26 protein-coding genes are annotated in these 26,842 nt (G+C 69.5%); 16 read left to right on the forward strand and 10 right to left on the reverse strand.

Annotated elements, in window-relative coordinates; all coding sequences use genetic code 11:
• The 6 genes from rpoB (at position 1) to EXE52_RS02665 (ending at position 7,729) form a co-directional block, all read left to right on the forward strand.
• A complete protein-coding gene (gene rpoB, locus EXE52_RS02640) occupies positions 1 to 1,830 on the forward strand; it encodes a DNA-directed RNA polymerase subunit B (RefSeq protein WP_004599095.1) in 1,830 nt (609 codons plus the stop codon).
• 6 nt (positions 1,831 to 1,836) lie between these two features.
• Entirely contained in the window at positions 1,837 to 4,764 is a 2,928-nt protein-coding gene (locus EXE52_RS02645; protein ID WP_049932201.1) for a DNA-directed RNA polymerase subunit A', read from the forward strand.
• Positions 4,757 to 5,971: a DNA-directed RNA polymerase subunit A'' gene (gene rpoA2 / locus EXE52_RS02650; RefSeq protein WP_049932202.1), complete on the forward strand. Its 1,215-nt coding sequence runs from the start codon at positions 4,757 to 4,759 to the stop codon at positions 5,969 to 5,971. The genes EXE52_RS02645 and rpoA2 overlap by 8 nt, the downstream gene beginning before the upstream one ends.
• Complete coding sequence (locus tag EXE52_RS02655; protein ID WP_049932204.1) at positions 5,971 to 6,390, forward strand: NusA-like transcription termination signal-binding factor; 420 nt, start codon at positions 5,971 to 5,973, stop codon at positions 6,388 to 6,390. The genes rpoA2 and EXE52_RS02655 overlap by 1 nt, the downstream gene beginning before the upstream one ends.
• A 260-nt stretch (positions 6,391 to 6,650) precedes the next feature.
• On the forward strand, positions 6,651 to 7,079 hold the full coding sequence (locus EXE52_RS02660) for a 30S ribosomal protein S12 (RefSeq protein WP_006111505.1): 429 nt from the start codon (positions 6,651 to 6,653) through the stop codon (positions 7,077 to 7,079).
• The gene (locus tag EXE52_RS02665) at positions 7,076 to 7,729 is read left to right on the forward strand and encodes a 30S ribosomal protein S7 (protein ID WP_049932207.1); all 654 of its coding nucleotides are present in this window, start codon (positions 7,076 to 7,078) and stop codon (positions 7,727 to 7,729) included. Before EXE52_RS02660 ends, EXE52_RS02665 begins: the two co-directional genes overlap by 4 nt.
• A gap of 134 nt (positions 7,730 to 7,863) precedes the next feature.
• Here the strand turns inward: EXE52_RS02665 and EXE52_RS02670 are convergent, their stop codons facing one another.
• Positions 7,864 to 9,849, reverse strand: coding sequence for an aconitate hydratase (locus EXE52_RS02670; RefSeq protein ID WP_049932208.1), 1,986 nt, complete (start codon positions 9,847 to 9,849; stop codon positions 7,864 to 7,866).
• Between the two features lie 275 nt (positions 9,850 to 10,124).
• Here EXE52_RS02670 and EXE52_RS02675 point away from each other — a divergent pair, with 275 nt between their 5' ends.
• Positions 10,125 to 10,598, forward strand: coding sequence for a deoxyuridine 5'-triphosphate nucleotidohydrolase (locus EXE52_RS02675; protein ID WP_049932211.1), 474 nt, complete (start codon positions 10,125 to 10,127; stop codon positions 10,596 to 10,598).
• A 391-nt stretch (positions 10,599 to 10,989) separates the two neighbouring features.
• On the opposite strand, the gene EXE52_RS02680 is transcribed toward EXE52_RS02675, so the two are convergent.
• The 3 genes from EXE52_RS02680 to EXE52_RS02690 form a co-directional block, all read right to left on the reverse strand.
• Positions 10,990 to 12,354 carry an LLM class flavin-dependent oxidoreductase gene (locus EXE52_RS02680; RefSeq protein WP_086219935.1) on the reverse strand — a complete coding sequence of 455 codons (1,365 nt, stop codon included), beginning with the start codon at positions 12,352 to 12,354 and terminating at the stop codon, positions 10,990 to 10,992.
• Positions 12,355 to 12,476: 122 nt separating this feature from the next.
• Positions 12,477 to 12,884, reverse strand: a complete 408-nt coding sequence (locus EXE52_RS02685) for a cyclic nucleotide-binding/CBS domain-containing protein (protein WP_086215291.1) — start codon at positions 12,882 to 12,884, stop codon at positions 12,477 to 12,479.
• A 34-nt stretch (positions 12,885 to 12,918) separates the two neighbouring features.
• A complete protein-coding gene (locus EXE52_RS02690) occupies positions 12,919 to 13,875 on the reverse strand; it encodes a DUF5787 family protein (protein WP_049932219.1) in 957 nt (318 codons plus the stop codon).
• Between the two features lie 165 nt (positions 13,876 to 14,040).
• Between EXE52_RS02690 and EXE52_RS02695 the strand changes: the two genes are divergently transcribed.
• The 3 genes from EXE52_RS02695 to EXE52_RS02705 all read left to right on the forward strand — a co-directional run bounded on the left by EXE52_RS02695 (position 14,041) and on the right by EXE52_RS02705 (position 16,012).
• Positions 14,041 to 14,424, forward strand: coding sequence for a hypothetical protein (locus EXE52_RS02695; RefSeq protein ID WP_137703417.1), 384 nt, complete (start codon positions 14,041 to 14,043; stop codon positions 14,422 to 14,424).
• Positions 14,421 to 15,068 carry an NUDIX hydrolase gene (locus tag EXE52_RS02700; protein WP_137703418.1) on the forward strand — a complete coding sequence of 216 codons (648 nt, stop codon included), beginning with the start codon at positions 14,421 to 14,423 and terminating at the stop codon, positions 15,066 to 15,068. The genes EXE52_RS02695 and EXE52_RS02700 overlap by 4 nt, the downstream gene beginning before the upstream one ends.
• A 104-nt stretch (positions 15,069 to 15,172) precedes the next feature.
• Positions 15,173 to 16,012 (forward strand): NAD+ synthase, encoded by an 840-nt coding sequence (locus EXE52_RS02705; protein WP_049932225.1) that lies wholly within the window; start codon positions 15,173 to 15,175, stop codon positions 16,010 to 16,012.
• Positions 16,013 to 16,030: 18 nt separating this feature from the next.
• Here the strand turns inward: EXE52_RS02705 and EXE52_RS02710 are convergent, their stop codons facing one another.
• Entirely contained in the window at positions 16,031 to 17,122 is a 1,092-nt protein-coding gene (locus EXE52_RS02710) for an anthranilate phosphoribosyltransferase (protein ID WP_094495608.1), read from the reverse strand.
• 301 nt (positions 17,123 to 17,423) lie between these two features.
• On the opposite strand from EXE52_RS02710, the gene EXE52_RS18400 reads away from it, so the two are divergent.
• Positions 17,424 to 17,582, forward strand: a complete 159-nt coding sequence (locus tag EXE52_RS18400; RefSeq protein ID WP_167373093.1) for a hypothetical protein — start codon at positions 17,424 to 17,426, stop codon at positions 17,580 to 17,582.
• A gap of 141 nt (positions 17,583 to 17,723) precedes the next feature.
• Positions 17,724 to 18,782 carry an Lrp/AsnC family transcriptional regulator gene (locus EXE52_RS02715; protein WP_137703419.1) on the forward strand — a complete coding sequence of 353 codons (1,059 nt, stop codon included), beginning with the start codon at positions 17,724 to 17,726 and terminating at the stop codon, positions 18,780 to 18,782.
• Between the two features lie 21 nt (positions 18,783 to 18,803).
• On the opposite strand, the gene EXE52_RS02720 is transcribed toward EXE52_RS02715, so the two are convergent.
• Positions 18,804 to 19,553, reverse strand: coding sequence for a bacteriorhodopsin (locus tag EXE52_RS02720; RefSeq protein ID WP_086215295.1), 750 nt, complete (start codon positions 19,551 to 19,553; stop codon positions 18,804 to 18,806).
• Between the two features lies 1 nt (position 19,554).
• Positions 19,555 to 21,231 (reverse strand): methyl-accepting chemotaxis protein, encoded by a 1,677-nt coding sequence (locus EXE52_RS02725; RefSeq protein ID WP_094495606.1) that lies wholly within the window; start codon positions 21,229 to 21,231, stop codon positions 19,555 to 19,557.
• Positions 21,232 to 21,429: 198 nt separating this feature from the next.
• On the opposite strand from EXE52_RS02725, the gene EXE52_RS02730 reads away from it, so the two are divergent.
• From EXE52_RS02730 to EXE52_RS02740, 3 genes are all read left to right on the forward strand, one after another.
• Positions 21,430 to 22,245, forward strand: a complete 816-nt coding sequence (locus EXE52_RS02730) for an aldo/keto reductase (protein ID WP_137703420.1) — start codon at positions 21,430 to 21,432, stop codon at positions 22,243 to 22,245.
• Positions 22,246 to 22,309: 64 nt separating this feature from the next.
• Positions 22,310 to 22,537 carry a hypothetical protein gene (locus EXE52_RS02735; protein WP_086215298.1) on the forward strand — a complete coding sequence of 76 codons (228 nt, stop codon included), beginning with the start codon at positions 22,310 to 22,312 and terminating at the stop codon, positions 22,535 to 22,537.
• A 124-nt stretch (positions 22,538 to 22,661) separates the two neighbouring features.
• Positions 22,662 to 23,060, forward strand: coding sequence for a DUF5790 family protein (locus EXE52_RS02740; protein WP_049932236.1), 399 nt, complete (start codon positions 22,662 to 22,664; stop codon positions 23,058 to 23,060).
• A gap of 20 nt (positions 23,061 to 23,080) precedes the next feature.
• Here EXE52_RS02740 and EXE52_RS02745 read toward each other — a convergent pair whose 3' ends face one another.
• Complete coding sequence (locus EXE52_RS02745) at positions 23,081 to 23,860, reverse strand: creatininase family protein (RefSeq protein ID WP_137703421.1); 780 nt, start codon at positions 23,858 to 23,860, stop codon at positions 23,081 to 23,083.
• A 149-nt stretch (positions 23,861 to 24,009) separates the two neighbouring features.
• Between EXE52_RS02745 and EXE52_RS02750 the strand changes: the two genes are divergently transcribed.
• Positions 24,010 to 24,348, forward strand: coding sequence for a hypothetical protein (locus EXE52_RS02750; protein WP_137703422.1), 339 nt, complete (start codon positions 24,010 to 24,012; stop codon positions 24,346 to 24,348).
• 46 nt (positions 24,349 to 24,394) lie between these two features.
• Here the strand turns inward: EXE52_RS02750 and EXE52_RS02755 are convergent, their stop codons facing one another.
• Positions 24,395 to 26,341 (reverse strand): ABC transporter ATP-binding protein, encoded by a 1,947-nt coding sequence (locus tag EXE52_RS02755; RefSeq protein ID WP_094495602.1) that lies wholly within the window; start codon positions 26,339 to 26,341, stop codon positions 24,395 to 24,397.
• A 196-nt stretch (positions 26,342 to 26,537) separates the two neighbouring features.
• Positions 26,538 to 26,816, reverse strand: coding sequence for a hypothetical protein (locus EXE52_RS02760; RefSeq protein ID WP_049932243.1), 279 nt, complete (start codon positions 26,814 to 26,816; stop codon positions 26,538 to 26,540).
• Between the last annotated feature and the right edge of the window lie 26 nt (positions 26,817 to 26,842).

Raw genomic sequence — 26,842 nt, forward strand, 5'->3', positions numbered from 1 at the left:
ATGGCACAAGCAGAACGCGAAGCGAAGGTGTACGTCAACGGGAGCCTCGTCGGCACCCACGAGAACCCGGACGAGCTCGCCGAACAGATACGCGAGGCGCGCCGCCGCGGCGACGTCTCGGAGATGGTGAACGTCTCGGTGAAAGACCGGACCCGCGAGGTCATCGTCAACGCCGACGCGGGGCGGGCGCGACGCCCGCTCATCGTCGTCGAGAACGGCGAGCCGCTCCTCGGCGACGAGGAGATCGAGGCCCTCGAACGCGGCGACGTCGAGTTCGAGGACCTCGTCGAGCGCGGCTACGTCGAGTTCATCGACGCGGAGGAGGAGGAGGACATCCTCGTTGCGGTCGACGAGGAGGACGTGACCGAGGACCACACGCACCTCGAGATCGACCCGCAGCTCGTCTTCGGCATCGGCGCGGGGATGATTCCGTACCCCGAGCACAACGCGAGCCCGCGGATCACCATGGGCGCGGGGATGATGAAGCAGTCGCTCGGGCTCCCCTCGGCCAACTACCGCATCCGGCCGGACACGCGTCAGCACCTCCTGCACTACCCGCAGCTGGCGATGGTGAAGACGCAGACGTCCGACCAGATCAGCTTCGACAAGCGGCCGGCGGCGCAGAACTTCGTCGTCGCCGTGATGTCCTACGAGGGCTTCAACATCGAGGACGCGCTGGTGATGAACCAGGGCTCCGTCGACCGCGCGCTCACCCGCTCGCACTTCTTCCGGACCTACGAGGGCGAGGAGCGCCGGTACCCCGGCGGCCAGGAGGACCGCTTCGAGATTCCGGACCAGGACGTTCGCGGCGCGCGCGGCGAGGACGCGTACACCCACCTCGACGAGGACGGCCTCGTCAACCCCGAGACGAAGGTCGACGAGTCGTCCGTCCTGCTCGGGAAGACCAGCCCGCCGCGCTTCCTCGAAGAGCCGGACGACATGGGCGGGCTCTCACCGCAGAAGCGCCGCGAGACCTCCGTGACGATGCGCTCGGGCGAATCGGGCGTCGTCGACACGGTGACGCTGATGGAAGGCGAGGACGGCTCCAAGCTCTCGAAGGTGAAGGTGCGCGACCAGCGCGTTCCCGAACTGGGCGACAAGTTCGCGTCCCGACACGGACAGAAGGGCGTCGTCGGCCACCTCGCGCCCCAGGAGGACATGCCGTTCACCGAGGAGGGGGTCGTCCCGGACCTCGTGATGAATCCGCACGCGCTGCCGTCGCGGATGACGGTCGGCCACGTGCTGGAGATGCTCGGCGGGAAGGTCGGCTCGCTCCGCGGCTCGCGCGTCGACGGGACGCCGTTCCAGGGGGAAGACGAGGAGGAGCTCCGCGGTCAGCTGGAGGAGTACGGCTTCGAGTCCTCCGGCAAGGAGGTCATGTACTCCGGCGTCACCGGCGAGAAGATCGACGCCGAGATCTTCGTCGGGACGATCTTCTACCACAAGCTGTACCACATGGTGTCGAACAAGCTCCACGCCCGCTCGCGCGGGCCGGTCCAGGTGCTCACGCGCCAGCCGACCGAGGGGCGCGCCCGCGAGGGCGGGCTGCGCGTCGGGGAGATGGAGCGCGACACGATCATCGGCCACGGCGCGTCGATGGTGCTCAACGAGCGGCTGCTGGAGTCCTCTGACGCCGAGACGGTCCACGTCTCAGCGGAGACCGGGCTCGTCGCCGTCGAGGACCGCGAGCAGCGCCGCGTGTACGACCCGGTCACGGGCGACGAGGACGACATCCACGAGCTGGAGGTCAGCTACGCGTTCAAGCTGCTGCTCGACGAGATGATCGCCCTCGGCATCCGACCGAAACTCGAACTGGAGGACGCGATTTAGATGTCAATGCAAACACCGAAAGTGCTCGGCGGGATCGACTTCGGCCTCATGGACCCGGAGACGTACCGGGACATGTCCGCGACGAAGGTGATCACGGCCGACACGTACGACGACGACGGCTATCCGATCGACATGGGGCTGATGGACCCGCGACTGGGGGTCATCGACCCCGGCCTGGAGTGCCGGACCTGCGGCTCGCACTCCGGCTCCTGTAACGGCCACTTCGGCCACATCGAGCTGGCCGCGCCGGTCATCCACGTGGGCTTCACGAAGCTCATCCGGCGGCTGCTGCGCTCGACGTGCCGCGAGTGCGGTCGGCTCGCCCTGGACGACGCCCAGCGCGACGAGTTCCGCGACCGCTACGAGCGGGCGAAGGAGCTCGGCGACGACGAACACGACGTGCTGAAGGCCGCCGTCCGGCAGGCCCGCAAGGCGTCGACGTGCCCGTTCTGCGGCGAGCCGCAGGCGGACATCAAACACGAGAAGCCGACCACCTACTACGAGGTTCAGGACGTGCTCTCCGGAGACTACTCCGAGCGAATCGCGGCCGCGATGCAGCCCGATGAGGAGGAGGACGACCCGGGCACCTCGCCGCAGGAGCTCGCCGAGAAGACGGACATCGCCGTCGACCGGATCAACGAGATCATGGCCGGCGAGTTCCGCCCGCGCAAGGAGGACCGCCGCGCCATCGAGAAGGCGCTGGACGTCGACCTCACCGAGGAGGACATGAACAAGCTGATGCCCTCGGACATCCGCGACTGGTTCGAGGACATCCCGGACGAGGACCTCGAGGTCCTCGGCATCGACTCCGAGCACTCCCGCCCCGAGTGGATGATCCTGACGGTGCTCCCGGTCCCGCCGGTGACCACTCGTCCCTCGATCACGCTCGACAACGGCCAGCGCTCCGAGGACGACCTCACCCACAAGCTGGTCGACATCATCCGGATCAACCAGCGGTTCATGGAGAACCGCGAGGCCGGCGCCCCGCAGCTGATCATCGAGGACCTCTGGGAGCTGCTCCAGTACCACGTCACAACCTTCGTCGACAACGAGATCAGCGGGACACCGCCGGCGCGACACCGCTCCGGCCGTCCCCTCAAGACCCTCAGTCAGCGGCTGAAGGGGAAGGAGGGCCGCTTCCGCGGCTCGCTCTCCGGAAAGCGCGTCAACTTCTCCGCCCGGACCGTTATCTCGCCGGACCCGACCCTCTCGCTGAACGAGGTCGGCGTTCCGGACCGGGTCGCCAAGGAGATGACCCAGACGCTCAACGTCACCGAGCGCAACGTCGAGGAGGCGCGGCAGTACGTACGCAACGGGCCCGAGGCCCACCCCGGCGCGAACTACGTGCGCCGTCCCGACGGCCGCCGGCTGAAGGTGACCGAGAAGAACTGCGAGGAGCTCGCCGAGAAGGTCGAGGCCGACTGGGAGGTGAACCGCCACCTCGTGGACGGCGACATCGTGATCTTCAACCGACAGCCGTCGCTCCACCGGATGTCCATCATGGCCCACGAGGTCGTGGTGATGCCGTACAAGACGTTCCGGCTCAACACCGTCGTCTGCCCGCCGTACAACGCCGACTTCGACGGCGACGAGATGAACATGCACGCGCTCCAAAACGAGGAGGCCCGCGCCGAGGCCCGCGTCCTCATGCGCGTCCAAGAGCAGATCCTCTCGCCCCGGTTCGGCGGGAACATCATCGGCGCGATCCAGGACCACATCTCCGGCACCTACCTACTCACCCACTCGAACCCCGAGTTCACGGAGACGCAGGCGCTGGACCTGCTCCGCGCCACGCGCGTGGACGAACTGCCCGAGGCGGACGGCGTCGACGACGACGGCCGCGAGTTCTGGACCGGCCGGACGCTGTTCTCGGAGCTGCTCCCGGACGACCTCGACCTCTCCTTTACCTCCTCGGCCGGCGACAGCGTCGTCATCGAGGACGGACAGCTGATAGAGGGGACCATCGACGAGGACGCGGTCGGCGCGTTCGGCGGCGAGGTCGTCGACACGCTCACGAAGGAGTACGGCGAGACCCGCGCCCGCGTGTTCATCAACGAGATCGCGTCGCTGGCGATGCGCGCGATCATGAACTTCGGGTTCTCGATCGGGATCGACGACGAGTCGATCCCGCCGGAGGCCGAAGAGCAGGTCGACGAAGCGATCGAGAGCGCCTACGACCGCGTTCAGGAGCTCATCGCGACGTACGAGGCCGACGAGCTGGAGTCGCTGCCGGGCCGCGGCGTCGACGAGACGCTCGAGATGAAGATCATGCAGACGCTCGGGAAGGCCCGCGACTCGGCCGGGGAGATCGCCGACCAGCACTTCGGCGACGACAACCCGGCGGTCGTGATGGCGCGCTCGGGCGCCCGCGGTTCGATGCTGAACCTGACGCAGATGGCCGGGTCGGTCGGCCAACAGGCGGTCCGCGGCGAGCGGATCAACCGCGGCTACGAGGACCGGACGCTCTCGCACTACCGACCGAACGACCTCTCCTCTGAGGCGCACGGCTTCGTGGAAAACTCCTACCGCGGCGGGCTCACCCCGCAGGAGTTCTTCTTCCACGCGATGGGCGGCCGCGAGGGGCTCGTCGACACGGCGGTCCGGACCTCCAAGTCCGGTTACCTCCAGCGTCGGCTCATCAACGCGCTCTCCGAGCTGGAGGCGCAGTACGACGGCACGGTCCGGGACACCTCGGGCCGGATCGTCCAGTTCGAGTTCGGCGAGGACGGCACCTCGCCCGTGAAGGTCTCCTCCGGCGAGGAGGACGGCATCGACGTCGACGGGATCGTCGACCGCGTGGTCGACGCGGAGTTCGCCTCCGACGAGGAGAAGGAGCGGTTCCTCGGCGAGCGCGAGCCGCCGACGAACCTCTCGGAGCACGCCGGGCCGGGGCTCAACAAGGCCGGCGGGCCGGGGGTGGAGTCCGATGACTGAGTACGACAACGTCACCGACGACATGGAGGCGGTCGTGGAGGCGACCGAGCTCCCCCGCCGACTCAGGACGAAGGTGTACGAGGCGATAGACCGGAAGGCCGAGGAGGCCGGCGAGGTCACCATCGAGCAGGCGACCGACATCGCCGAGGGCGTCGAGAACCGCTACGAGCAGACGCGGGTTGATCCCTTGGACCCTGTGGGCACTGTTTCTGCCCAATCGATTGGTGAACCCGGTACTCAGATGACAATGAATACTTTTCACTACGCTGGCGTCGCAGAAATCGACGTCACGCAGGGGCTCCCCCGACTCATCGAGCTGGTGGACGCCCGGAAGACGCCGGACACGCCGATGATGACGGTCCACCTCGACGGGGAGTACGCGACGGACCGCGAGAAGGCCCACGAGGTCGTCTGGTCGATCGAGGCGACGCGCATCCTCGCGCTCGGCGACGTATCGACCAACGTCGCGGACATGCTGGTCCGGATCGACTTAAACGACGACACCCTCTTGGAGCGGTGGCCCACCCACTCCGACCCGACGGAGATCGCGGGGATCATCGCCGAGACGATCGAGGACGCGTTAGGCGTCGACGCCCGGCAGGCCGGCACCGTGATCGAGTTCGGCCCCAACGAGCCGAGCTACCGCGAGCTGCTCCAACTCGTCGAGCGGCTCCGGGAGATCGTCTTCAAGGGGATCGAAGAGATCGAGCGCGTCGTCATCCGCAAAGAGGAGATCGACGGCGACGAGGAGTTCGTCCTCTACACCGAGGGGTCGGCGTTCGGCGACACCCTCGACATCGAGGGCGTCGACGCCTCGCGGACGACGTGTAACAACATCCACGAGATCTACCGCAACCTCGGCGTCGAGGCGGCCCGCGAGACGATCATCGACGAGACGAAGAACACGCTCGAAGAGCAGGGGCTCGACGACGTGAACGTCCGCCACCTCATGCTCGTCGCCGACATCATGACGAACAACGGCGAGATCGAGTCCATCGGCCGGCACGGCATCTCCGGCAACAAGGACTCGGTGCTCGCGCGCGCGGCGTTCGAGGTGACGGTGAACCACCTGCTCGACGCCGCGATCCACGGCGAGTACGACGACCTCGACGGGGTCATCGAGAACGTCATCGCCGGCAAGCCCATCTCGATGGGGACCGGCGACGTCGACCTCCGGATGGGGTCGCGCGTCGTGAGCGACGACTAATGCGCGTCGAGCTCTCCGACGAGGCGCGGCGCTACATCGGTCGGTTCGACGAGCTGACCGGCGTCACGCCGACCGACTGCCTCGTGGAGGGCGACCGGCTCGTGTTCGTGGTACCCGCGGGCGAGATGGCGGCCGCGATCGGGCAGGCCGGCGAGACCGTCACGGAGGCGGAGCGGCGGCTCGACAAGTCGATCGAACTGGTCGAGGACGCCGACACCGCCGAGGCGTTCGTCGCGAGCACGCTCGCGCCGGCGGCCGTCAACGCGGTCACCATCTCGGAGCAGAACGACCGCGTGGCGTACGTCGAGGTTCCGGAGGCGGACCGCGGCGTCGCCATCGGCGCGGAGGGTGCGAACATCGAGACCGCCCGCCGGCTCGCCGAGCGTCACTACGACGTCGACGACGTACAGCTGACCTGAGGGGAGCGACGCTCCGCCGGTCGTCCGGGGTCCCCCGGTTCGCGCGCCGAAGGCGCCCGAACCCGCGCACTCTTCCGCCGGCTTCGACCGGAGAACGAACGCGTCTCTCGGCGGCTTATCGCCTCAACGTTGTTTTGCGCCCGTCGTTCCGCCGCGAAACGCCCTCAGATCCGTCGAGAGGTACCGCTCGGGGAATCTGAGGGCGTTTCGCGGCGGCGAAAGACGACGCTTAAGTAGCTCCGTTCGGAAGTAGACGTACGATGGCGAACGGCAAGTACGCGGCCCGTAAGCTCAAAAAGGACCGGCAGAAGCGACGCTGGTCCGACTCCGAGTACGCTCGGCGCGAGCGCGGGCTCAAGACGAAGTCCGACCCCCTGGAGGGTGCCCCGCAGGCGCGCGGCATCGTCCTCGAAAAGGTCGGCATCGAGGCAAAGCAGCCGAACTCGGCGATCCGAAAGTGCGTCCGGGTTCAGCTCATCAAAAACGGGAAGCAGGTCACCGCGTTCTGCCCCGGTGACGGCGCGATCTCGTTCATCGACGAGCACGACGAGGTCACGATCGCCGGGATCGGCGGCGCGAAGGGTCGCGCGATGGGCGACCTCTCCGGCGTCAACTACAAAGTCGAGAAGGTCAACGGCGTGTCGATGATCGAACTGGTTCGCGGCAACGCGGAGAAGCCGGTCAGATGAGCGGCGAGGAAACCGAGGCGCCGTCCGAGGAGGACGTCGCCGCCGAGGAGCCGGACCCGGACGCGCCCGCGTCGAGCGAGGCCGCCAACGAGAACGCCAAGCTGTTCGGCGTCTGGGACGTCACCGAGATCGCCTACGAGGATCCCTCGACGAAGCGGTACATGACGGTGACGCCCATCGCGCACACGATGGGCCGCCACGCGTCGAAGCAGTTCAAGAAGTCGGAGATCTCCCTGGTCGAGCGGCTGATCAACCGCCTGATGCAGACCGAGGAGAACACCGGGAAGAAACAGCAGGCGACGCGGATCGTCCGCGACGCCTTCGACATCGTTCACGACCGGACCGAGGAGAACCCGGTCCAGATCCTCGTGAGCGCCGTCGAGAACGCCGCGCCCCGCGAGGAGACCGTCCGCCTGAAGTACGGCGGCATCTCCGTCCCGAAGGCGGTCGACGTCGCGCCCCAGCGCCGCGTCGATCAGGCGTTGCTCTTCATCTCCGACGCCGTCGCGAGCGCGACGTACAAGTCGACGACCGCCGCCGCCGAGGCGCTCGCGAACGAACTCGTCGCCGCCGCCGACTACGACGTCGAGGGCTCCTACTCCATCTCGCAGAAGGAGGAGCGCGAACGCGTCGCCGCCGCGGCCCGCTGACGCCGCCGGCGTTTTCTGTATCTCTTTCCGACCGCCCACCGACGGGTCCGCCTCGATCTCGCCGCGTCGGGCGCGTCGCCGCCGCTGGTGAGGAGCGAAAAAAGAAAGTCGGGTTCGGCCGCGCGGTCGCGGCGTCAGTCGTCGGCCGGCGTCGCGCCGGAGCCGCCGTCGGCGTGCTGCTGTTTGACCCACGAGAGCTTGCCGCCGGCCGCGAGGATGTCGCGCTCGCGCTCGGAGGCGTCGAGGTCGGCGGTGAACTCCCACTCGCCGTTGACGCTCACGGTGAACTCCTCCTGCCCGGAGCGGACGCCCGCGGGCACGTCGTCGACGATTTCGAGGTCGTCGCCCTGGTCGATCTCCTCGTACGTCTCCTCGTCGATCGCCAGCGGGACGATCCCGAAGTTGAACAGGTTCGCCTTGTGGATGCGGGCGAAGCTCTGCGCAAAGACGGCCTCGATGCCGAGGTACATCGGACAGAGCGCGGCGTGTTCGCGCGAGGAGCCCTGGCCGTAGTTCTCGCCGGCCACGAGGACGCCGCCGTCGGCGTCGAGCGCGCGGTCGGCGAACGTGTCGTCGACGCGCGAGAGCGTGAACTCGGAGAGCTTCTCGATGTTCGAGCGGAACTTCAGGATGTCCGCCGTCGCCGGGATGATGTGGTCGGTGGTGATGTTGTCCTCCATCTTGAGGAGGGCCTCGCCGCCGTCCACGTCGATGTCGTCCTTCAGCGGCACGTCGCCGATGTTCGGACCCTTGACGAGCCCGTCGTCGATCGCCTCGTCGGGCGAGATGATGTCGGAGTCGTCCTCTCCCATGCCGGGGCCGTACTTCGTACCCATTTCGAGACCGGGCGCTTCGAGGTCGCCGAGCTCGTCCGCGAGGTCACGCGGGTCGACGATCTCGCCGGTGATGGCCGCCGCGGTGGCGACCTCGGGCGAGCAGAGGAAGACGGAGTCGTCCTCGATGCCCGAGCGGCCCTCGAAGTTGCGGTTGAAGGTGCGCAGCGAGACGGAGTCGGAGGCGGGCACGTGACCGATGCCGATACACGCGCCGCAGGTCGCCTCGGAGAAGTTGACGCCGGCCGCCATCATCTCCGCGGTCCAGCCCTCGCGTGCCAGCATCTCGGAGGCCTGCTTCGAGCCGGGCGCGACGATCATCTCGGTCTGCTTGGCGACCTCGCGGTCCTCCAGCATCTTCGCGCTGGGGAGGATGTCCTCGTAGGCGCCGTTGGTACAGGAGCCGACGATGACCTGCTCGACGTCGGTGCCCTCGTACTCGCTGACGGGGGCGACGTTGTCGGGCATCGAGGGGGCGGCCACGAGCGGCTCGAGCTCGGTCAGGTCGACCTCGATCGTCTCCGCGTACTCCGCGTCCTCGTCGGGCTGGAGGTCGACGAACTCGTCCTCGCGGTCCTGGCGCGCGAGCCAGTCCTTCGTCTTCTCGTCGGTCGCGAAGATCGAGGAGGTGGCGCCGAGCTCGGTGCCGAGGTTCGTGATCGTGGTGCGCTCGGGGATCGTGAGCTTCTCGGCGCCGGGGCCGGTGTACTCGAAGATCTTGCCGACGCCGCCCTTGACGGTCAGCTCGCCGAGCAGGTGGAGCGCGATGTCCTTCGCGGTCGCCCACTCGGGGAGCTCGCCCTCGAGGTGGACGTTGACGACCTCCGGCATCTCGACGTAGTAGGGGCCGCCGCCCATCGCGACGGCGATGTCGAGCCCGCCGGCGCCGATCGCGAGCTGGCCGAGCCCGCCGGGGGTCGGCGTGTGCGAGTCGGAGCCGAGCAGCGTCTTGCCGGGCGCCGCGAAGTTCTCCTTGTGGACTTGGTGGCAGATACCGTTGCCGGGCCGCGAGAAGTACGCGCCGTACGTGCCGGCCGCGGAGCGGAGGAAGCGGTGGTCGTCGGTGTTCTTGAAGTCGAACTGGTACGTCTGGTGGTCGCAGTACTGCGCGGCCAGCTCCGTCTGGACCTCGTCCATTTCGAGGGCCTCGAACTGGAGCCACACCATCGTCCCCGTGGTGTCCTGCGTCAGCACTTGGTCTATCTCGATGCCGATCTCCTCGCCGGGCGTCAGCTCGCCCTCGACGAGATGCTCATCGAGGATCTTCTCTGTAATCGTTTGTCCCATATCATCCGCAGTTGGCTCTCCCGTGGATATAAAACCCGCGAGTTTCCCGAAGATCGACCGTGTTAGATCGTCCGATGCGGCAACGTTCGCTGTGAACTCACAGTGGTACCATACACCGTGAAATACGTAGCCGTGCCGAGTATTTTAGGTCATTAAACGCCTGAAACGGCCGAAAACCACCGTCTCCGCGCCTCCGGCGAGAGCTGCCGCTTTCCGCGCGAGCGACCCGCCGCGCGGTCGACACCGTTTAGGCTCGGCCGCGGTTCCGGACGCGCATGTTCGATTCGGGAGCCGCGGTCGCGGCGGCGCTCTCCGCGGCCGGCGCCGACCTCGACGACGCGCAGCGACAGCCGAACGGCGTCGACCTCACCGTCGACGCGCTGTTCGAACAGGCGGAACCGGGCCGGCTCGGGCGCGACGGGAAGCGCGTGGGCGAGCGCCGGGAGCTGGAGCCGCGGGGCGACTGTTACCGGCTCGAACGCGGGAGCTACGTCGTCCGGTACGGCGAGCCGGTGCGGATCCCGGACGAGCGGATCGGCTTCGTCCTCCCGCGCTCGACGCTGCTGCGGAACGCCTGTACCCTCGACACCGCGGTGTGGGACGCGGGCTACGAGGGGGTCGGCGAGGGGCGCCTCGACGTGGGACACCCGATCGAGATCGAGCCGGGCGCGCGGATCGCGCAGCTGGTGCTCGCAGAGGCCGACCACGACGGGACGTACGACGGCGCGTACCAGCAAGAGAACCTCTGAAACGATCGGTTGGCGCCCGTCGGCCACATCCACCGCCGCGCGCGAGTGCGACGCCGCTGGGCGCACCGGTCGGTGACGAGCGCTTCCATCACTACCACGCCGTTGTCGCAAACGGACGGAACACCCGTAGCTCGGGAGTCAAAGGAACGAACGGCACGCCCGTGCCGGGAAAAGGTGGCACGAGCGTGTCGTTCAGTAGGTCCCCGCTGACGCTTCGGCCCTCCAAGCGAAGCGTCACCTGAAACAAGCGGAGGTAGATACTTAAGCGTGCCGGGGGCGGCAGCGTTATCGTATTAGCTAGCGGCAAGATGTTCACAACACGTGACCAACAGGAACCGAAACAGCCCGACTGCGGTCCGGTCCCGTCGACTCGGCGGCGGACTCTCTCCCGCTACTGGCGGGCGGGGTGGTCGGCGCGGAGCCGCGTCTGTCCTTCGCCGAGGAGTCGCTCGCGGAGCGTCTCACCCGGCGGCTCGGCGTCGGCCGGGGGGACGAGCCCGCGCTCGCGGAGCTCCGGGACGACGAGGTCGACGAAGTCGACGAGCGAGTCCGGGCGGACGACCTCCTTGACGTTGAACCCGTGGACGCCGACCTCTTCGTGCCAGCGCTGGAGCTCGTCGGCGATCACCTCCGGGGTGCCGACGATCTTCGGCGAGGTGGTGCCGAGCCCGCAGAACTCCGCGACTTCGCGGACCGTCCACTCGCGGTCCGGCTGCGCCTTCGTGAACGCGTTCATCGTCCCTTGGATCGCGTCCGTCTCGATGTGTTCGACCTTCTGGTCGGGGTCGAGTTCGGATAGGTCCATGTCGAGGAAGCCGGACAGCAGCGCGAGCGTCGCCTCGACGTCGACGTGCCGCTTGTACTCCGCGTGCTTCGCCTCCGCGAGCGCCTGCGTCTCGCCGACGATCGGCACCACGCCGATGAAAAAGCGGAGGCTCTCGGGGTCGCGCCCGGCGTCGGCCGCGCGCGACTTCACGTCCGACATGTACTCGACGACGCCCTCCTCGGTCGGCTGGCTGGCGAAGACGGCCTCGGCGTTGCGCGCGGCGAACGACCGGCCGTAGTCGGAGGAGCCGGCCTGGTAGACGACGGGGGTGCGCTGAGGCGACGGCTCGCAGCCGTGCGGCCCCGGCACAGAGAAGTGATCGCCCTCGTAATCGATCGCGTGGACCTTCTCCGGGTCGCTGTACCGCCCGGCCTCGCGGTCGACCTCGACCGCGTCGTCTTCCCACGACTCCTCCCACAGCTCGTAGCAGACGTCGAGGAACTCGTCGGCGCGGTCGTAGCGCGTCTCCTTGTCCATCCGATCGTCGAGGCCGAGGTTCGCCGCGGCCGACTCTAGGTACGAGGTGACGACGTTGATCGCCACCCGGCCGTCGGTGAGGTGATCGAGCGTCGAGAACTCCCGCGCCAGCTGGTAGGGGTGGGTGTACGTCGTCGAGCGCGTCACCGCGAAGCCGAGGTCGTCCGTGACCTCCGCCATCGCGGGCACGACCAGCTGCGGGTCGTTCGCTGGCGTCTGGACCGCCCGCTCGACGGCCGTCTCGCGGTCGTCGCCGTACACGTCGTAGATTCCGCGCACGTCGGCGAAGAACACCGCGTCGAAGCCGCCGCGCTCGGCGGTGCGCGCGACCTCGGTCCAGTACTCGCGGTCGGCGTAGTCCGCCGACCGGTCGCCGGGGTACCGCCACGATCCGGGCGAGACGTGCTCCACCGAGGTCATGGTGAAGAGGTTGAGGTGTAGGTGATCGGACACGGACCACGGTACGCGTTCCGGTGTAATACGGCCACAGGAAGTGGCGTCACTTGTCGCGGTCGCGGACGCCTCGCGACGGAGACGCGCGGAGCGACCGCCGACCGGACGCCGACCCGCGGGCCCTACGCGGAGACCGACTCCGGCGAGGAGACGTACGCGGCGAAGTCGGAGGTGGTGATGATGCCGATGGGGGTCTTCCCGTCGACGACCGGGACGTGGTGGAACCCGCGTTCCAGCATCGTCGCGGCGACCGCCGACACGTCGTCTTGCGCGCCGGTGGTGATCGGGTCGCGCGTCATGTACCGCTCGACGGTCGTCTCGGCTTTCGGTTGGCTCTTGGCGACGATGTCGACGAAGTCCGTCGAGGTGAGGATCCCGACGAGGTCGCCGTCGTCGTCGACGACCAGCACGGAGCTGATGTCGTTTTCGAGCAGCACCGCGGCCGCGTCCTCGACCAACGTGTCCGGCGTCACCGTGTGGAGGTCCGTCGACATCAGTCGCGCGACGAAGACGTCTTCGATCTCGTCCATACCGGAGAGACCCGCCCTCGCCGTATAAGCGTTCTCACAGATACCGTGAGAGCCCGGACTGACGGCGCGGGCCGTCCCCCTCGGGAGCCGCGACCCACGCCGTCCGTTCGTCGCGGAGGCCGTCGCGCTCGGCCGCCGGCGGGTCGGCCGCCTCGAACGCGGGACACCCGCCTCCGCACTCGCGGCCGGGGTCGACGACGCGGTCGAAGTGCGCGCAGCGCGGTCGCCCGTCGGCGGTCGCCTCGCCGTGCGCGCACGCCGGCGGCTCGGGGCGCCACCCCTTCCCGTAGGCGCGCTCGGCGACCCGCCGCCGCTTGCGGGCCTTCGCCTCGGGGCCGACGAGCGCCACGTCCGTGCGGGAGGGCCGCTCGTCGCGGATCTCGACGCCCGGCGCCGCCGGGTCGAGCGGCGTCGGCTCGCGGACGACCTCGCGCTCGCCCGTCTCCGGGTCGAACCGCCAGACGCCGACCGCGTCCGGGATCCGATTGAGGTGCGCGCGGGTGACGTACGAGGCGGTGGCGAGGACCACCTCGTCGAAGAGTCCGAGCGCGGCGTCGTACCGGAGCTGCGCCTCCAGGTCGCCCGGCGTCCCGAGGTCGGGCTTGTTCTCGACGGCGACGAGCTCGCCCACCCAGTCGTCCGGGTAGCGCGCGGTCGCGCGGACGACCTCCCGGCCGTTCCGCCGCTCGCGTTCGAGGTAGCCGACCTCGACCGCGCGGTCGACGACGGCTGCGGCCCGGTCCGGCGGGAGGTCGAAGGCGTCGGCGACGGGGACGGCCTCGCCCGGGCCGACCGCGGCCTCGACGGCCGGACCGGGGATCCGCTCGGCGCTGATCGCGGCGCGGTCGTCGAAGCCGGGTCCCGGCGACAGCAGACAGACATCGACGATGCGCGCGCCGGGCGTCTCGACGCCCGCCCCGAGCTGGCGGGCGACGACCCGGTCAGGCGATTCGAGCGCGGCGCACAACGCCAGCTCGAACCGGTACTCCATACCGCGAACAGGGCGGCCTCGGGCTAAAACGCGTCGCCGCCCTCTCGCCGTGAGTCGCCGCCGTCGCGGTCGCGTCACCGCGAGTCGTCACCCACGCGGTCGCGTCCCGCCGACCGCGGTCCGGTCGGCCGAAACCGGTATTCCCCGCGGGACCCTACGGCGACCATGCGCCGGGTCACCCGGAACCTCCTCATCGCCATCGTTCTCGTCGTCGTCGCGCTGCTCGCGCTCGGCGGGCTCCCGAGCTACCTCGGGAGCGGCGACCCCTACTACCTCACCGTCGAACCGATCGAGACGAACGGCACTGCCGCCGACGTGAACAACGTCTCCGACCGCCGGTACCCGTACCTGATCGGTGCGATAGAGAGCCCTGACGGGCGCTCCGACGGCTACCAGGCCGGGCCGTACGGGATGAAGGAGTGGTTCACCCACACCCCGTTCGACGAGGTCGACGCGCTCACCCAACAGGTGCCGAACGCCTCGACCGAGACCGGCGTGCGGGTGCGCCGCGGCGGCGAGGTGTACCACGCCGAGGTGGTCCGCCCGTGACGGACGAAGACGGGGCGCCCGGCGCGGACGAGGGACCCGCCGGCGCCGACGCGCCGGCCGCCGACCTCCGCGAGCTCCCCGCGTTCTCCGACGGGCGCAACCACTCGCTGCCGGGCGGGCCCGAGTGGCCGGTGGAGGAGGTCGTCGTCGAGTACGACGAGGGGTGGTTCGTCGGCGGTTACGACCGCGTCGAGCAGCCCGACGGCACGGAGAAGAAGTACTACTGGGCGGAGCTGTCGCCCGCGACGGTGATCGTCGCGGTCGCCGACGACCGGGTGCTGTTCGTCGAGCAGTACCGGCCCACCGTGCGGAACACGCAGCTGGAGCTCCCGGCCGGAATCGTCGAGTCCGGCGAGTCCTACACCGAGGCCGGTGCGCGCGAACTCGCCGAGGAGACCGGCTTTGCGCCGTCCTCGACGTCGCTGCTCCAGGAGGTGTGGTGTTCGACGGGCGTGTTGCGCCACACGCGCGGCTACGTGTTCGCCGAGGGGTTGGAGCCGGTCGACGTCGACCACGACAGCAACGAGTTCCTCGCGCCGCGAGCGGTCCCGGTCGACGAGGCGCTGGACATCGCCCGGGAGCCCCCGACGAACGACGCGACGCTCGAAGGGCTCCTGCTCGCCGAGCGCGAGGGGCTGTTATAGGCGACCCCTCCGGGCGTCCGCCGGCGACCGGACAGAACCCGACACGCGTCCAGTTCACGGGGCCAACGCGGAGGTATTAATCGCTGCGGCCCCTCAATAGACGTATGAGCCACGCATCGGAGCAGTCGGTGTTGCTGTCGGACGACCCCCCGCTCGACCTCCGCCTCTCGGACGACGAACTTGCGGCGACCCGCGAGCGCATCGTCTCGTTCATCCGCGACGTCGTCGACGACGCGGGCGCCGAGGGGGCGGTCCTCGGCCTCTCGGGCGGTATCGACTCGACGCTCACCGCCCACCTCGCGGTCGAGGCGCTCGGCGAGGACGGCCTCCACGGCCTCACGATGCCCTCGGCGGTGAACGACGCGGACGTGATGAGCGACGCGGAGCGCGTCGCCCACGACCTCGGCGTCGAGTACGACGTGATCGAGATCCAGCCGATCGCGGAGGCCTTCTTCGACGCGGTCCCGGAGGCCGCGACGGACCAGATGGCGGCCGGGAACGTCTACGTCCGCACCCGCGCCGTGTTGAACTACTTCGTCGCTAACGCCGAGAACCGGGTCGTCCTCGGCACCGGGAACCGCGCAGAGGCGATGACCGGCTACTACACGAAGTACGGCGACCAGGCGGTCGACTGTAACCCCATCGGCAACCTCTACAAACAGCAGGTGCGCCAGCTGGCCGCCCACGTCGGCGTCCCCCGCGACCTCGTGATGCAGGAGCCGACCGCGGGGATGTGGGAGGGCCAGACCGACGCCGAGGAGATGGGGCTCGACTACGACACCGTCGACGCCATCCTCGCGGTCCACGTCGACGGCGGACTCTCGCGGTCGGCGACGGTCAGCGAACTCGACGTGCCCGAAGAGGCCGTCGACCGCGTGGTCGACCTCCACGAGCGCAGCGCCCACAAGCGGGCGATGCCCCCGGCGCCCGCCCGCGAACTGTAACGCCCGCGTCGCGCCCCTTCAGAACTCCCGCACCGCTTCGAGCACGTCGTGCGCGGAGCCGTCGTCGATGGCCTCGCGGGCGGCGTCGAGGCCCTCCTCGATGGAGTCGGCGTCGCCGCCGGCGTAGATCCGAAGCGCGGCGTTGACCGCGACCGCGTCCGCGAAGGCGCCGTCTCGCTCGCCCGCCAGCACCTCCTCGGTGATCGCGGCGGAGTCGGTCGCGACGTCGTCGACCGCGAGGTCGTCTTCCTCGAGGTCCATCCCGTACTCCGCGGTCTCGATCTCGAAGTCGTCGAAGGACGCGCCCTCGCTGCCCTCGCCGTCGTCGCCCGACGCGTCCCACTCGGCGACCTTGGTGTAGCCGGGGCGTACGTCGTCGTACCCCTCCATGCCCTGGAACATCAGGACGCGGTCGAGGTCGTGGAACTCGCTTTCGACGAACGTGTCGACCACCTTCTTCGCGAACGCGAGGTGGTAGAAGGAGCCGAGGTGGACGGACGCGCCGGCGGGGTTCGCCAGCGTCTCGACGGTGTTGACGAACGACCGGACGCCCATCTGGTCGCGCCGGTCGAACAGGTCGTCGATGGCGGGGTTGAACGCGGGCTGGTAGTAGAAGCCGAAGCCGGTCTCGTCGACCATGTCGGCTGAGTCGGCGGGGGTCAGCTCCGTGTGGACGCCGAGCTCGTCGAGGACGTGTTTGTACGCGTCCTGCTTCTGCGTGGGCACGCGGTCGCCCGAGTGGACGACGACGGGAGTGCCCGCGGCGGCCGCGACCGCGCCCGCCGCGACGCCGAGGATCGCCGTCCGTCCCTTCCCGTCGTAGTTCGCGCCGCAGTCGACGGGGTCGGCGTCGGGTTCGGCGTACTCGACGCGGTCGCACATCACGTCGACGTACGCGCCGAGCTCCTCGGCCGTGTTCCGCTTCCAGCGGTTCGAGAGCCAGAACGCCCCGAGCGTCGTCGGGTCGGGCTCGCCCGCGAGGATGCGCTCGAACGCCTCGGTCGCCTGCGCGCGCGTCAGGTCGTCGGCCGACTTGTGGCCGGAGCCGCAGACCTCGGTCATCAGCCGCTTGAGGGGCCAGTCGCCGAACTCCTGAGTCGCCTGAGCCATACGCTCCGTTAGGCTTCTCGCACGAAAAGTCCCCCGTTCGACTCCCGCACCGCGGGAACGAGAGGGACCGCCTCCGCCCTCCGACTCGACGCGGCAACACCGCGCGCGAGCGATGAGCCGGGACGGCGCGACCGCTCTCGCCCGATCTGTGGCACTCACTCACACAGTATAAATGAACGAATGTCTCGTTCTGTGAGAAAATATGTGAATAAGCGCTAAACTTGCTCTGTAGGTGTGTCGTATCAGAGTCAAAATAGCGTTAGAGTTATATGCTTGTCCAGATAGTTAGCGATCGTACCCGATGACGTCCAAATCCGTCGCCACCGCGCTCACGCTGTATCGGTCCCGCACGCTGACGCTCGAACAGGCCGCGACCGTCGGCGGCTGCTCGACGGCGCAGTTGGAGAAGAGCGCCCGGGCGTTCGCGCCGACGCCCGGCGAGGCCCCCGCCGACGACTGAATCACCGTCGCGACGCCCGGCGAGGCCCCCCGCCGACGACCGACGCTCCACCCCGACCGACGCTCCGCCCCGAACGTGGTGTCCCCCTGACGGTCGGCGCCCTCCGAAACCCGTACGTACACTCCGCCCCAAGCGTTTCCAATGAGTTTGGACGCCGACTGGCGGGCCGACCTCGACGCGGTCGACGCGGCCCTCATCGACGAGTACCAGAGCGGCTTCCCCGTCGAACGCCGTCCGTTCGAGCGGGTCGCCCGCGAGATCGCGGCCGAGACGGGCGTCGCGGTCGACGCCGACGACCTCCTCGACCGCGTCCGCGACCTCCGCGAGCGCGGCGTGTTCCGCCGGTTCGGCGCGGTCCTCAACCCGCCGGTCATCGGCTCGTCGACGCTCGCGGCGGTGCGCGCGCCGGACGACCGGTTCGACGAGGTCGCCGAGGTGATCAACGGGTACCGGCAGGTGAACCACAACTACCGCCGCGACCACGAGTGGAACCAGTGGTTCGTCGTCACCGCGGGCTCCCGCGAGAAGCGCGACGAGATCCTCGCGGAGATCGAGGAGCGAACCGGCTGCGAGGTGCTGGCGCTCCCGATGCTCACGGACTACTACATCGACCTTGAGTTCCCCGTAGTCAACGCCGACCGGTTCGCGCGGGAGTCGCTCGACCACACCGACGTCTCCGCCACCCGCATCTCCGAGGACGCGCGCGGCGACCTGAGCCCGCTCGAAGCGGACCTCCTCTTGGCGATCCAGGACGGCTTCCCGCTGTCCGCGACCCCCTACGCCGACGTGGCGAACGAGATCGACGCGCCCGTCGACGACGTGCTCGCGGCGGTCGAGCGCCTCCTCGCCGACGGCTGTATCAAGCGGATCGGTTGCGTCGTCAACCACGTCGTCACCGGCTTCACGAACAACTGTATGGTGGTTTGGGACGTGCCGGACGAGGAGCTCGACGAGCGCGGCGAGGCGGTCGGCAGCCTCCCGTACGTCACGCTCTGTTACCACCGCCCGCGTCGCCCCGACCAGGACTGGGAGTACAACCTGTTCACGATGATCCACGGTCGGGAGGCGGAGGCGGTCGACGCGAAGATCGACGAGCTGGCGACCGACCACCTCCCGTTCGACCACGAGCGACTCTACTCGACCGAGACGCTGAAACAGACCGGCGCGCGCTACGAGGACCTCGTCGCGGACGACGCGTAACGCAGGAAAAATCTCCGCGGCTCAGTCGTCGCCGAGGGCGGCCGTCCGCTCCTCTGCCGCCGAGTCGGCGGCGGCGAACTCATCGGCGCCGAGGCGGTCGAGCGCGTCCGCGCCCGCGACCGCGATGACGACGAAGCCGACCTTCGAGACGATGTCGAGGTAGACGAACACGAGCATCTCCGTCGCGGACGTCAGCAGGCCGAAGCCGGTGGGCGCGAGCAGCCACACGACCGGGTACAGCGTCCACAGCACCACGGTGATGTTCCGCAGCGTGCCGAAGACGGCGCGGACCCGGTCGCCCTCCGCCGATGCCGACCGCGGGAGCGCGACGAGCAGCCCGTAGACGAGCGCGAGGTACGCGGCTCCGCCGACGGCGAAGGCGGCCCACGACACCGCTCCGCCGGTGGCGGCGGCGGTGACCCCGCCGGCGATGACCACCACGTCGACGCCGATCAGCCCGGTGAGCACCCGTCGGGACGGGCGGGCGAGCAGCCCGAGGTAGAGGAGTATGAGCGGCGTGGTCACGAGCCAGTCGACGTACCGGACGACCTCCAGCTCGCCGGCCGCCGTCGACAGCGTGCCGACGCCGAGCGCCATCGCGAGGTACGCGAGCGCCGCGACGCCGGTGACGCCGGCGAGGGTCCCGTAGTAGACGCCGTGCGACTCGTCGGTCGCCGACGATCCGGAGAGCCACGCCCACAGCGGGGGAACCGTTCCGGCGCCCATCGCGAGCGCGCCGATCCACGCCCAGACGGTGGTGTCGACGAGCATCTCAGTTCACCCCCTCCCCGGCGGGCGCGTCGTCGCCCCCGCCGCGCGAGAAGTCAAACTCGCTCCCGTCGCCGTCGCCTCCCCCGTCGGGGACGGCGGTGGCGCCGTCGGCCGCCGCGCCGCGGCCCGTCCCGTCGCCCGCGGCGCCGAGACCGTCGCCGGCCGCGAACTCGAAGTCGTCGACCGCGTCGCGCAGCGCGAGCGCCCGGTCGGAGAGCGACCCGGCCGCGGTCTCGACCGCCCCGAGGGTCCGCTCCTGCTCGTCGACCGCACCGGTGACGTCGCCGGCCGCGCTGGCCGTCTGCGCGCTGATCGCGGAGACGTCCTCGACGTGGCCGACCACCGCGTCGACGGAGTCGGCCTGCGTCTCCGTCGTCCGGGTGATCTCGGTCATGCTCGCGTCGGTGCGCTCGGAGGCCTCCGCGAGGCGTTCGAGGGCGTCGATCGAGGTCTCGACCGTGTCGACGCCGGCCGAGATCCGCTGTTCCGTGCGCGCCATCGCGTCGGCGCCCGTCTCCGCGCGCTCCTGGACGGAGCGGATCCGGGCCTCGATCTCGCTCGCCGACTCCTGGGTCTCCTCGGCCAGCGCCTTCACCTCCTCGGCGACGACCGCGAAGCCGGCGCCGTCGGCCCCGGAGCGGGCCGCCTCGATGGAGGCGTTCAGCGCGAGCAGGTTCGTCTGCTCGGCGATCTCCGAGATGGTGTCGACCACCTCGCCGATCTCCTCGACCTCCGCGGCGAGCGCCTCGACCTCCGCGGTCGTCTCCGCGGTCGTCTCCTCGACCGCGTCCATCTCCGCGAGCGCCTCCTCGGCGGCCTCGCGACCCTCGTCGCCGACTTCCGCCGCGTGTTCCGCGGTCTCCGCCACGTCGGTGACGGTGGAGGCGACCTCCTCGGCCGAGGACGCGAGGTTCTCGGCCTCGTCGGTCGCCGCCCGCAGGTCGTCGCGCTGGGTGCGCGCGCCCTCGGCGATCTCCTCAACCGCCTCGCTCACGGTCCCTGTCGTCGCCCGCAGGTCCTCCGTGCGGTCGTCGACGGTCCCGGCCACGTCGGCGGTGTCCTCGGCGACGGTCGCGACGGACGCGACCGTCCCCTCCAGCTCGTCGGCCATCTCGTTGAACGCGGCGCCCACCCGCGCCATCGCCTCGTTGTCGCTCTCGGGGTCGACCCGGCGCGTCAGGTCGCCGTCGGCGAGCGCGCGCATGGCGGACTCGTACTCGGTCGCCTTGTGTTCGACCGTCTCGGCGCGCGTGTCGGCCTCCCGTCGCGCTCGTTCCGCCTCCTCGCGGGCCGCTTCGGCGTCGGAGATCTCCGAGCGCAGCGAACCGCGCATCTCGTCGAACGCGTGGAACAGCCGCCCGATCTCGTCGGTTCGCCCGGTGTCGAGCCGCACGTCGAGCTCTCCCTCGGCCATCCGCTCGGCCTTGTCAGTCAGTTGCCGCAGGGAGATGACCGTGTTCGAGCCGACGGTGACGCCGATGAGCGCGAGCCCGATCACCGTCAACAGCGTCATCCCGATCAGTCCGGAGCGCACTTCGGCGCCCGCGGCGCCGGTCCCCTCCGCGCGTAGATAGACGATGACTCCGTACGAAACTGAGACCGCCATGACCCCGATCAGCGACAGAGCGAGCTTCGCACCGTAGCTCGATCGGACGCCCGAGGCCGATCCCTCTTGCATGTATACCGAACGGCAGAGATCCTATCGTCATAATAACTCCTCCCCGAATATTACCAGTGATACTCTGCTCGCGGTCGACTCGGGCGGTACCGGCGGCTCGGCGAGCGGAAAGCGAGCACGTGCGCGAGGCCGCCGGGCCTGACACCCCGATCCGCCGGGACCGGTACGTTGAGGGCGTCGCCGCCCGCACGGACGCGCATGGCGACCGCCTTCGACAGACTCGGATACGGGACGTACAAGCTGGCCGCCGGCGAGGAGTGCGCGGCCGGCGTCGCCCACGCGATCGAGACCGGCTACCGCCACGTCGACACCGCCCAGGGGTACGACAACGAGGCCTCGGTCGGCGACGGGATCGACCGGAGCGACCGCGACCGCGAGGACCTGTTCGTCGCGACGAAGCTCTCGACGGACAACCTCTCGTACGACGACGCGGTCGAGACCGCGCGCGCCAGCCGCGACCGCCTCGGCGTCGACTCGATCGACCTGCTGTACGTCCACTGGCCGATCAACAGCTACGACCCGGAAGAGACGCTGCCCGCGCTCGACGACCTCGTCGACGACGGCGTGATCGACCGGATCGGGCTCTCGAACTTCGAGCCGGACCAGCTCGACGAGGCGACCGACCGCCTCGACCGCGAGGTGTTCGCCCATCAGGTGGAGTGTCACCCCCTCCTCCAGCAGGAGCGGCTCCGCGAGTACGCGGTCGAGGACGGCCACTGGCTCGTCGCCTACTCGCCGATCGCGCGCAACCGCGTCGCCGACGTCGACGTCCTCCGGGAGGTCGCCGCGGCGCACGACGCCACCCCGGCGCAGGTGAGCCTCGCGTGGCTGCTCTCGAAGGACCGCGTCGCGCCGATCCCGAAGGCGGCCGACTTCGGCCACGTCGAGGAGAACTGGGCCGCCCGCGGGATCGACCTGTCCGACGGGGAGATCGCCCGGATCGACGCGCTCGACCGCCGCGAGCGGATCGTCGACTTCGAGGAGGCGTCGTGGAACCGAGACCGATCTCCGTAACGCTCAATACCGGTATTGTGGCCTCATAGTCGGTTTAACGAGGATTCGGATCGAACCCCCGCCCGTGCCGGACCCGAACTCGCGGACCGACGCCGGCCCGCCCGCCGGCGGCTCCCCGAGCGCCGACTCGGACCCGGACGGCGAGTCCGGTCTCCGCGACCGTCCCGCCCTCCTCGCGGCGACGCCCGGGACGGACGCGGTGCTCGATCAGCTCCGGACGCTCGCGGTCCTCGCTGGCCTTCTCGCCCTCCTCGTGACGCTGATCGCCGTCGAGCTGCTCGTTCGCATCTGAGCCCGCCGGCCGACCGAAACTGAACGCGAGACCCGCCCGATCCGGCACCCGACCCGTCCTCTCCGTCGGTTTCACTTCCGCTTTCGGGCGCGTTTTTAAAAGGCGCGGGCGAGACGGGTCCGGTATGGGCCAGTCCACGTTCGATGACGACGACCTGTTCGGCGAGGCGGCCGCGGAGACCCGCGCGGAGGTCGAAGATCACCTCGCCGCGGCGCGCGAGGAACTCCCGGACCCGGACGCGGTGTGGGAGACGGACGCGGACAACGTCCTCGGCGCGCTCAACGGACTGAAATCCGCGCTCGACGCCGGCGACGCCGTCGACAGCGTCCGCTCGGCGAAGAAGGCGTACGTCCTCGGCGAGCGCGCCGACGCCTTCGAGGACGCCGCCGACCTGAAAGCGGAGATCGAGGAGCTCGAATCGCTCGTCGGCGACATCGAGAGCGCCGCCGACGAGGTCGCCTCCCTCACCGGCACCGTCCCCGCGATCCGCGGGGCGCTTCAGGACGCGGCGGACGAGGAGTAACCCTCCGCTCCGGCCGCGCCCTACGTCGACTTCCGGTCAGCGACCACTTCCGCCAGCGCCGCGAGCGCCGCGCTCGCGCGGTCGAGCAGGACCGCGCCCCGCTCGGCGTCGCCCTCCCGCGGGTCGCCGACGACGCCGTTGTCGGTGAACTCGGCAGAGTCGTGCGCGAGGTTCACCCCAGACACCCACTCGCCCCACCGGTCGGCGGCGCCCGCGCTCGCATCGTCGACCCGCTCCTCGCGGACCAAGTCCGGATTCGTCGCGCGCAGCAGCGCCGTCTCCAGCGGGCCAGCGTGACCCATGTCGCTCGCGTGGTCGCCGACCGACTCGAACCACGTGAACGCCACCCCGTACCCCGCGTGGGCGTCGTCGCGCGAGAAGCGGCGGGCGACCTCCGCCAGCGCCTCGACGTTCCCCCCGTGCCCGTTGACGAACACGACGCGGTCGACCCCGTGCGAGACCAGCGACTCCGCGGACTCCCGGACGTACGCCCGGAACGTCTCCGGGGAAACCCACATCGTCCCGTCGAAGGCGCGGTGCTCCTCCGCGACGCCGACCGGGATCGGCGGCGCGACCGCGACCTCCCCGCGGTCCGCTCCCGGCTCGCCGCCCGACCCCTCGTCGTCCGTTCCCGTCTCCTCGTAGGCGTCCGCGCTCGCCTCTGCGACCGCGACGGCGTTCAGCGCGTCGGTGCCGAGCGGGGCGTGCGGCCCGTGCTGTTCCGTGCTGCCGACCGGGAGGAACGCGACGTCGACGTCGGCGTCGCGAACGTCGGTCCACGTGACCTCGCTGAGGCGCATACCGACGCCTCGGTGGCCGGCGTCGTATAGCCGGCGGTCATCGCCGATGCCGAGTGGCCACCGCCGGCGTCTGGTGGTCGCCGCGGCGCAGGGGCGGTCGACCGCTCGCGAGACATGGGCGCTCGCCCCGCGGCCGCTCCCGGGGTATTATGACGCTTCCCGCGGATCGCGGCTCCGTGAGCGGTGACAACGCGGATCACGATACGGGGGCACACGACTCGGCTCCGGCCGTGACGTTCGGCCCGCTGAAGCGGGCGCTCCGCGAACACCGCTATCCGGTGACCGCGGCGGAGTTGATAGAGCAGTACGGCGCCGCGACGTTGGAGACGCCGGCGAGGACGGCGCGGCTCGACGGGCTGCTCGAAGGGCGCGAGGAGACGCAGTTTCGGGATCCGTCGGAGGTCCGCGAGGCCGTTCTCGATGCGCTCGGGCACGCCGACGCGTCCCCGGAGGCGGCCGCCGACGAGTGGACGCGGCTTCCGCGGTGACTCTTCGGTCGAGCCCCGCCCCGTTCCGCTCGGCGCGCGGCCCCGATCAGTCGTCGTCGGTATCGGCCTCTTCGACTATCCGCGCCGTGCGCTCCTGCGCGCGGTCGATGAACTCCTGCGGGAGCTCGTCGATCTCGCCCGCCTGAACGCCCCAGAGGTGCGCGTACAGCCCGTCGTTGTCGAGCAGCTCGTCGTGCGTCCCCCGCTCGGCGATCTGCCCGCCCTCCAACACGAGGATCGTGTCTGCGTCCTTGATCGTCGAGAGCCGGTGGGCGATCGCGAACGTCGTCCGCTCCTCGGTGAGCCGGTCGAGCGAGCGCTGGATCAGCATCTCCGTCTCCGTGTCGACGTCCGAGGTCGCCTCGTCGAGGATGAGAATGTCCGGATCCTTGAGCACCGCCCGCGCGATGGTGACGCGCTGGCGCTGCCCGCCGGAGAGCTTCACGCCGCGCTCGCCGACCATGGTGTCGTAGCCGTCGGGGAGGTTCTGGATGAACTCGTGCGCCTCGGCGGCCTCGGCGGCCTCGCGGACCTCCTCGTCGGTGGCGTCGAAGGTGCCGTAGGTGATGTTCTCGCGGACCGTCCCGTAGAACAGGTACGAGGACTGCCCGACGTAGCCGATCGAGCGACGGAGCGACTTGAGCGTCACGTCGCGGACGTCCTGTCCGTCGATCTCGATCGACCCCTCGTCGACGTCGTACATCCGGAGGAGCAGCTTGAGCACGGTCGACTTCCCCGCGCCGGTCGGGCCGACCAGCGCGAGCGTCTCGCCGCCCTCGACGGCGAAGTCGACGTCCTCGACGATCGTCTCGTCGTCGTAGCCGAAGGAGACGTCGTCGTACACCACGTCGCCGTCGCCGACCGTCAGGTCCTCCGCGCCCGGGTCCTCGGCGAGCCGCGACGGCTCGTCCATCAGCCCGAAGATCCGCGCGGAGGAGGCGCGGGCGCGCTGGTACATGTTGATGATCTGCCCGAACTGCGCCATCGGCCAGATGAACCGCTGGGTGTAGAGGATGAAGACGACGAACATCCCCACCGAGAGCTCGCCGGTGAACGGTCCCGGCGGCGTCTCCTGGAACACCCAGAGGCCGCCGATGATGAACGTCACCACGAAGCCGACCCCGGCGAGCACGCGGAGCCCCGGGAAGAACTTGATCCGGGTCGTGATCGCGTCCCAGTTGGCGTCGAAGTAGTCCATCGACACGTCGTCGACGCGGTCGGACTCGTACGGCTCCGTGTTCGACGACTTGATCACCTGGATGCCGCCGAGGTTGTTCTCCAGCCGGGAGTTCATCTTCCCGACCGACGAGCGGACCTCGGCGTACTTCGGCTGGATGATCCTGATGAACAGGTAGGTGAACCCGCCGATGATCGGCACCGGCAGCAGCGCGACTAAGGCGAGCTGCCAGTTGATCCAGAAGAGGAGGACGCCGATGCCGACGACCATCACCGACAGGCGGAACAGGGAGTTCATCCCGTCGTTGAGGAACCGTTCGAGCCGGTTCACGTCGTTCGAGAGGATCGACATCATCTCCCCGGTCTGCTTGTCGGAGAAGAACTCCATGTTGAGCCGCTGCATCTTGTCGTAGGTGTCCGTCCGGACGTCGTGCTGGATGTTCTGGGCGAAGGCGTTGAACCCCCAGTTCCGGATCCAGTGGAACCCGGCCCCGATCCCGAACGCGCCCCCGATGACGGCGATGGTGAACCAGAACTGCGCGGTCTGTCCCGTCGGCAGCCACGCGTCGGGGAGGACGACGAGCGGGATCTGCTCGCTGAACAGGGCGTCCTCGTAGAACACGGCGTCGATGGCGATCCCGAGCATCAGCGGCGGGAGCAGGTCGAGCAGCCGCGCGAAGACGCTCGCGAACACCCCAACGGTCACCTGCGGGACGTAGTCGCGGCCGTACTCGACGAACAGCCGCTTCATCGGATTCTCTATCTTGTCCCGCTGCTCCTCGAAGGGATCGTCGTCCTCCCATTCGACGCCACTCATCACGACTTCGTATCAGGTAGGCGGGCAAATAGGTTTCCTTCGAACCGAAATACGTCGGCAGAAAACGCCGGTAACACCCGTTCGATCGGGTGATATCTCCCGGAACCACCGCGGTCACCGGCGTCGGCGCAGCGGTCGACCCGACGGTCAGTCCGGCGTGCGCGGCGACCTCGGTCACGCCGACCGCGCGCCGGGCTCAGAGCTCGCGCCGCTCGACGGCGGTGTCGATCCCGGCCTCGTCGAGGTCGTCGCGCACACGTCGCCGGAGCGGGTCCGGCACCCCGTCCCGCGGGACCGGCGTCGCCGTTCCCTCCTCGTCTTCGTCGGTCGGGACGGACCAGTAGAGGACGTGGCCCGTCTCGGCGTAAAACTCCACCGCGTACCGGTCCCGGCCCCCCTCGTAGTGGACGCGGGCGGCCGCGCCCTCCGCGCGCCACCCCTCCTGTCTGACCAAGGCGGCGATCGGCTCTCGCATGGTCGCTCTCGGGCGGCCGGACTCAT

Source organism: Halorubrum sp. CGM4_25_10-8A (assembly GCF_005435025.1).
Classification (GTDB): domain Archaea; phylum Halobacteriota; class Halobacteria; order Halobacteriales; family Haloferacaceae; genus Halorubrum; species Halorubrum ezzemoulense.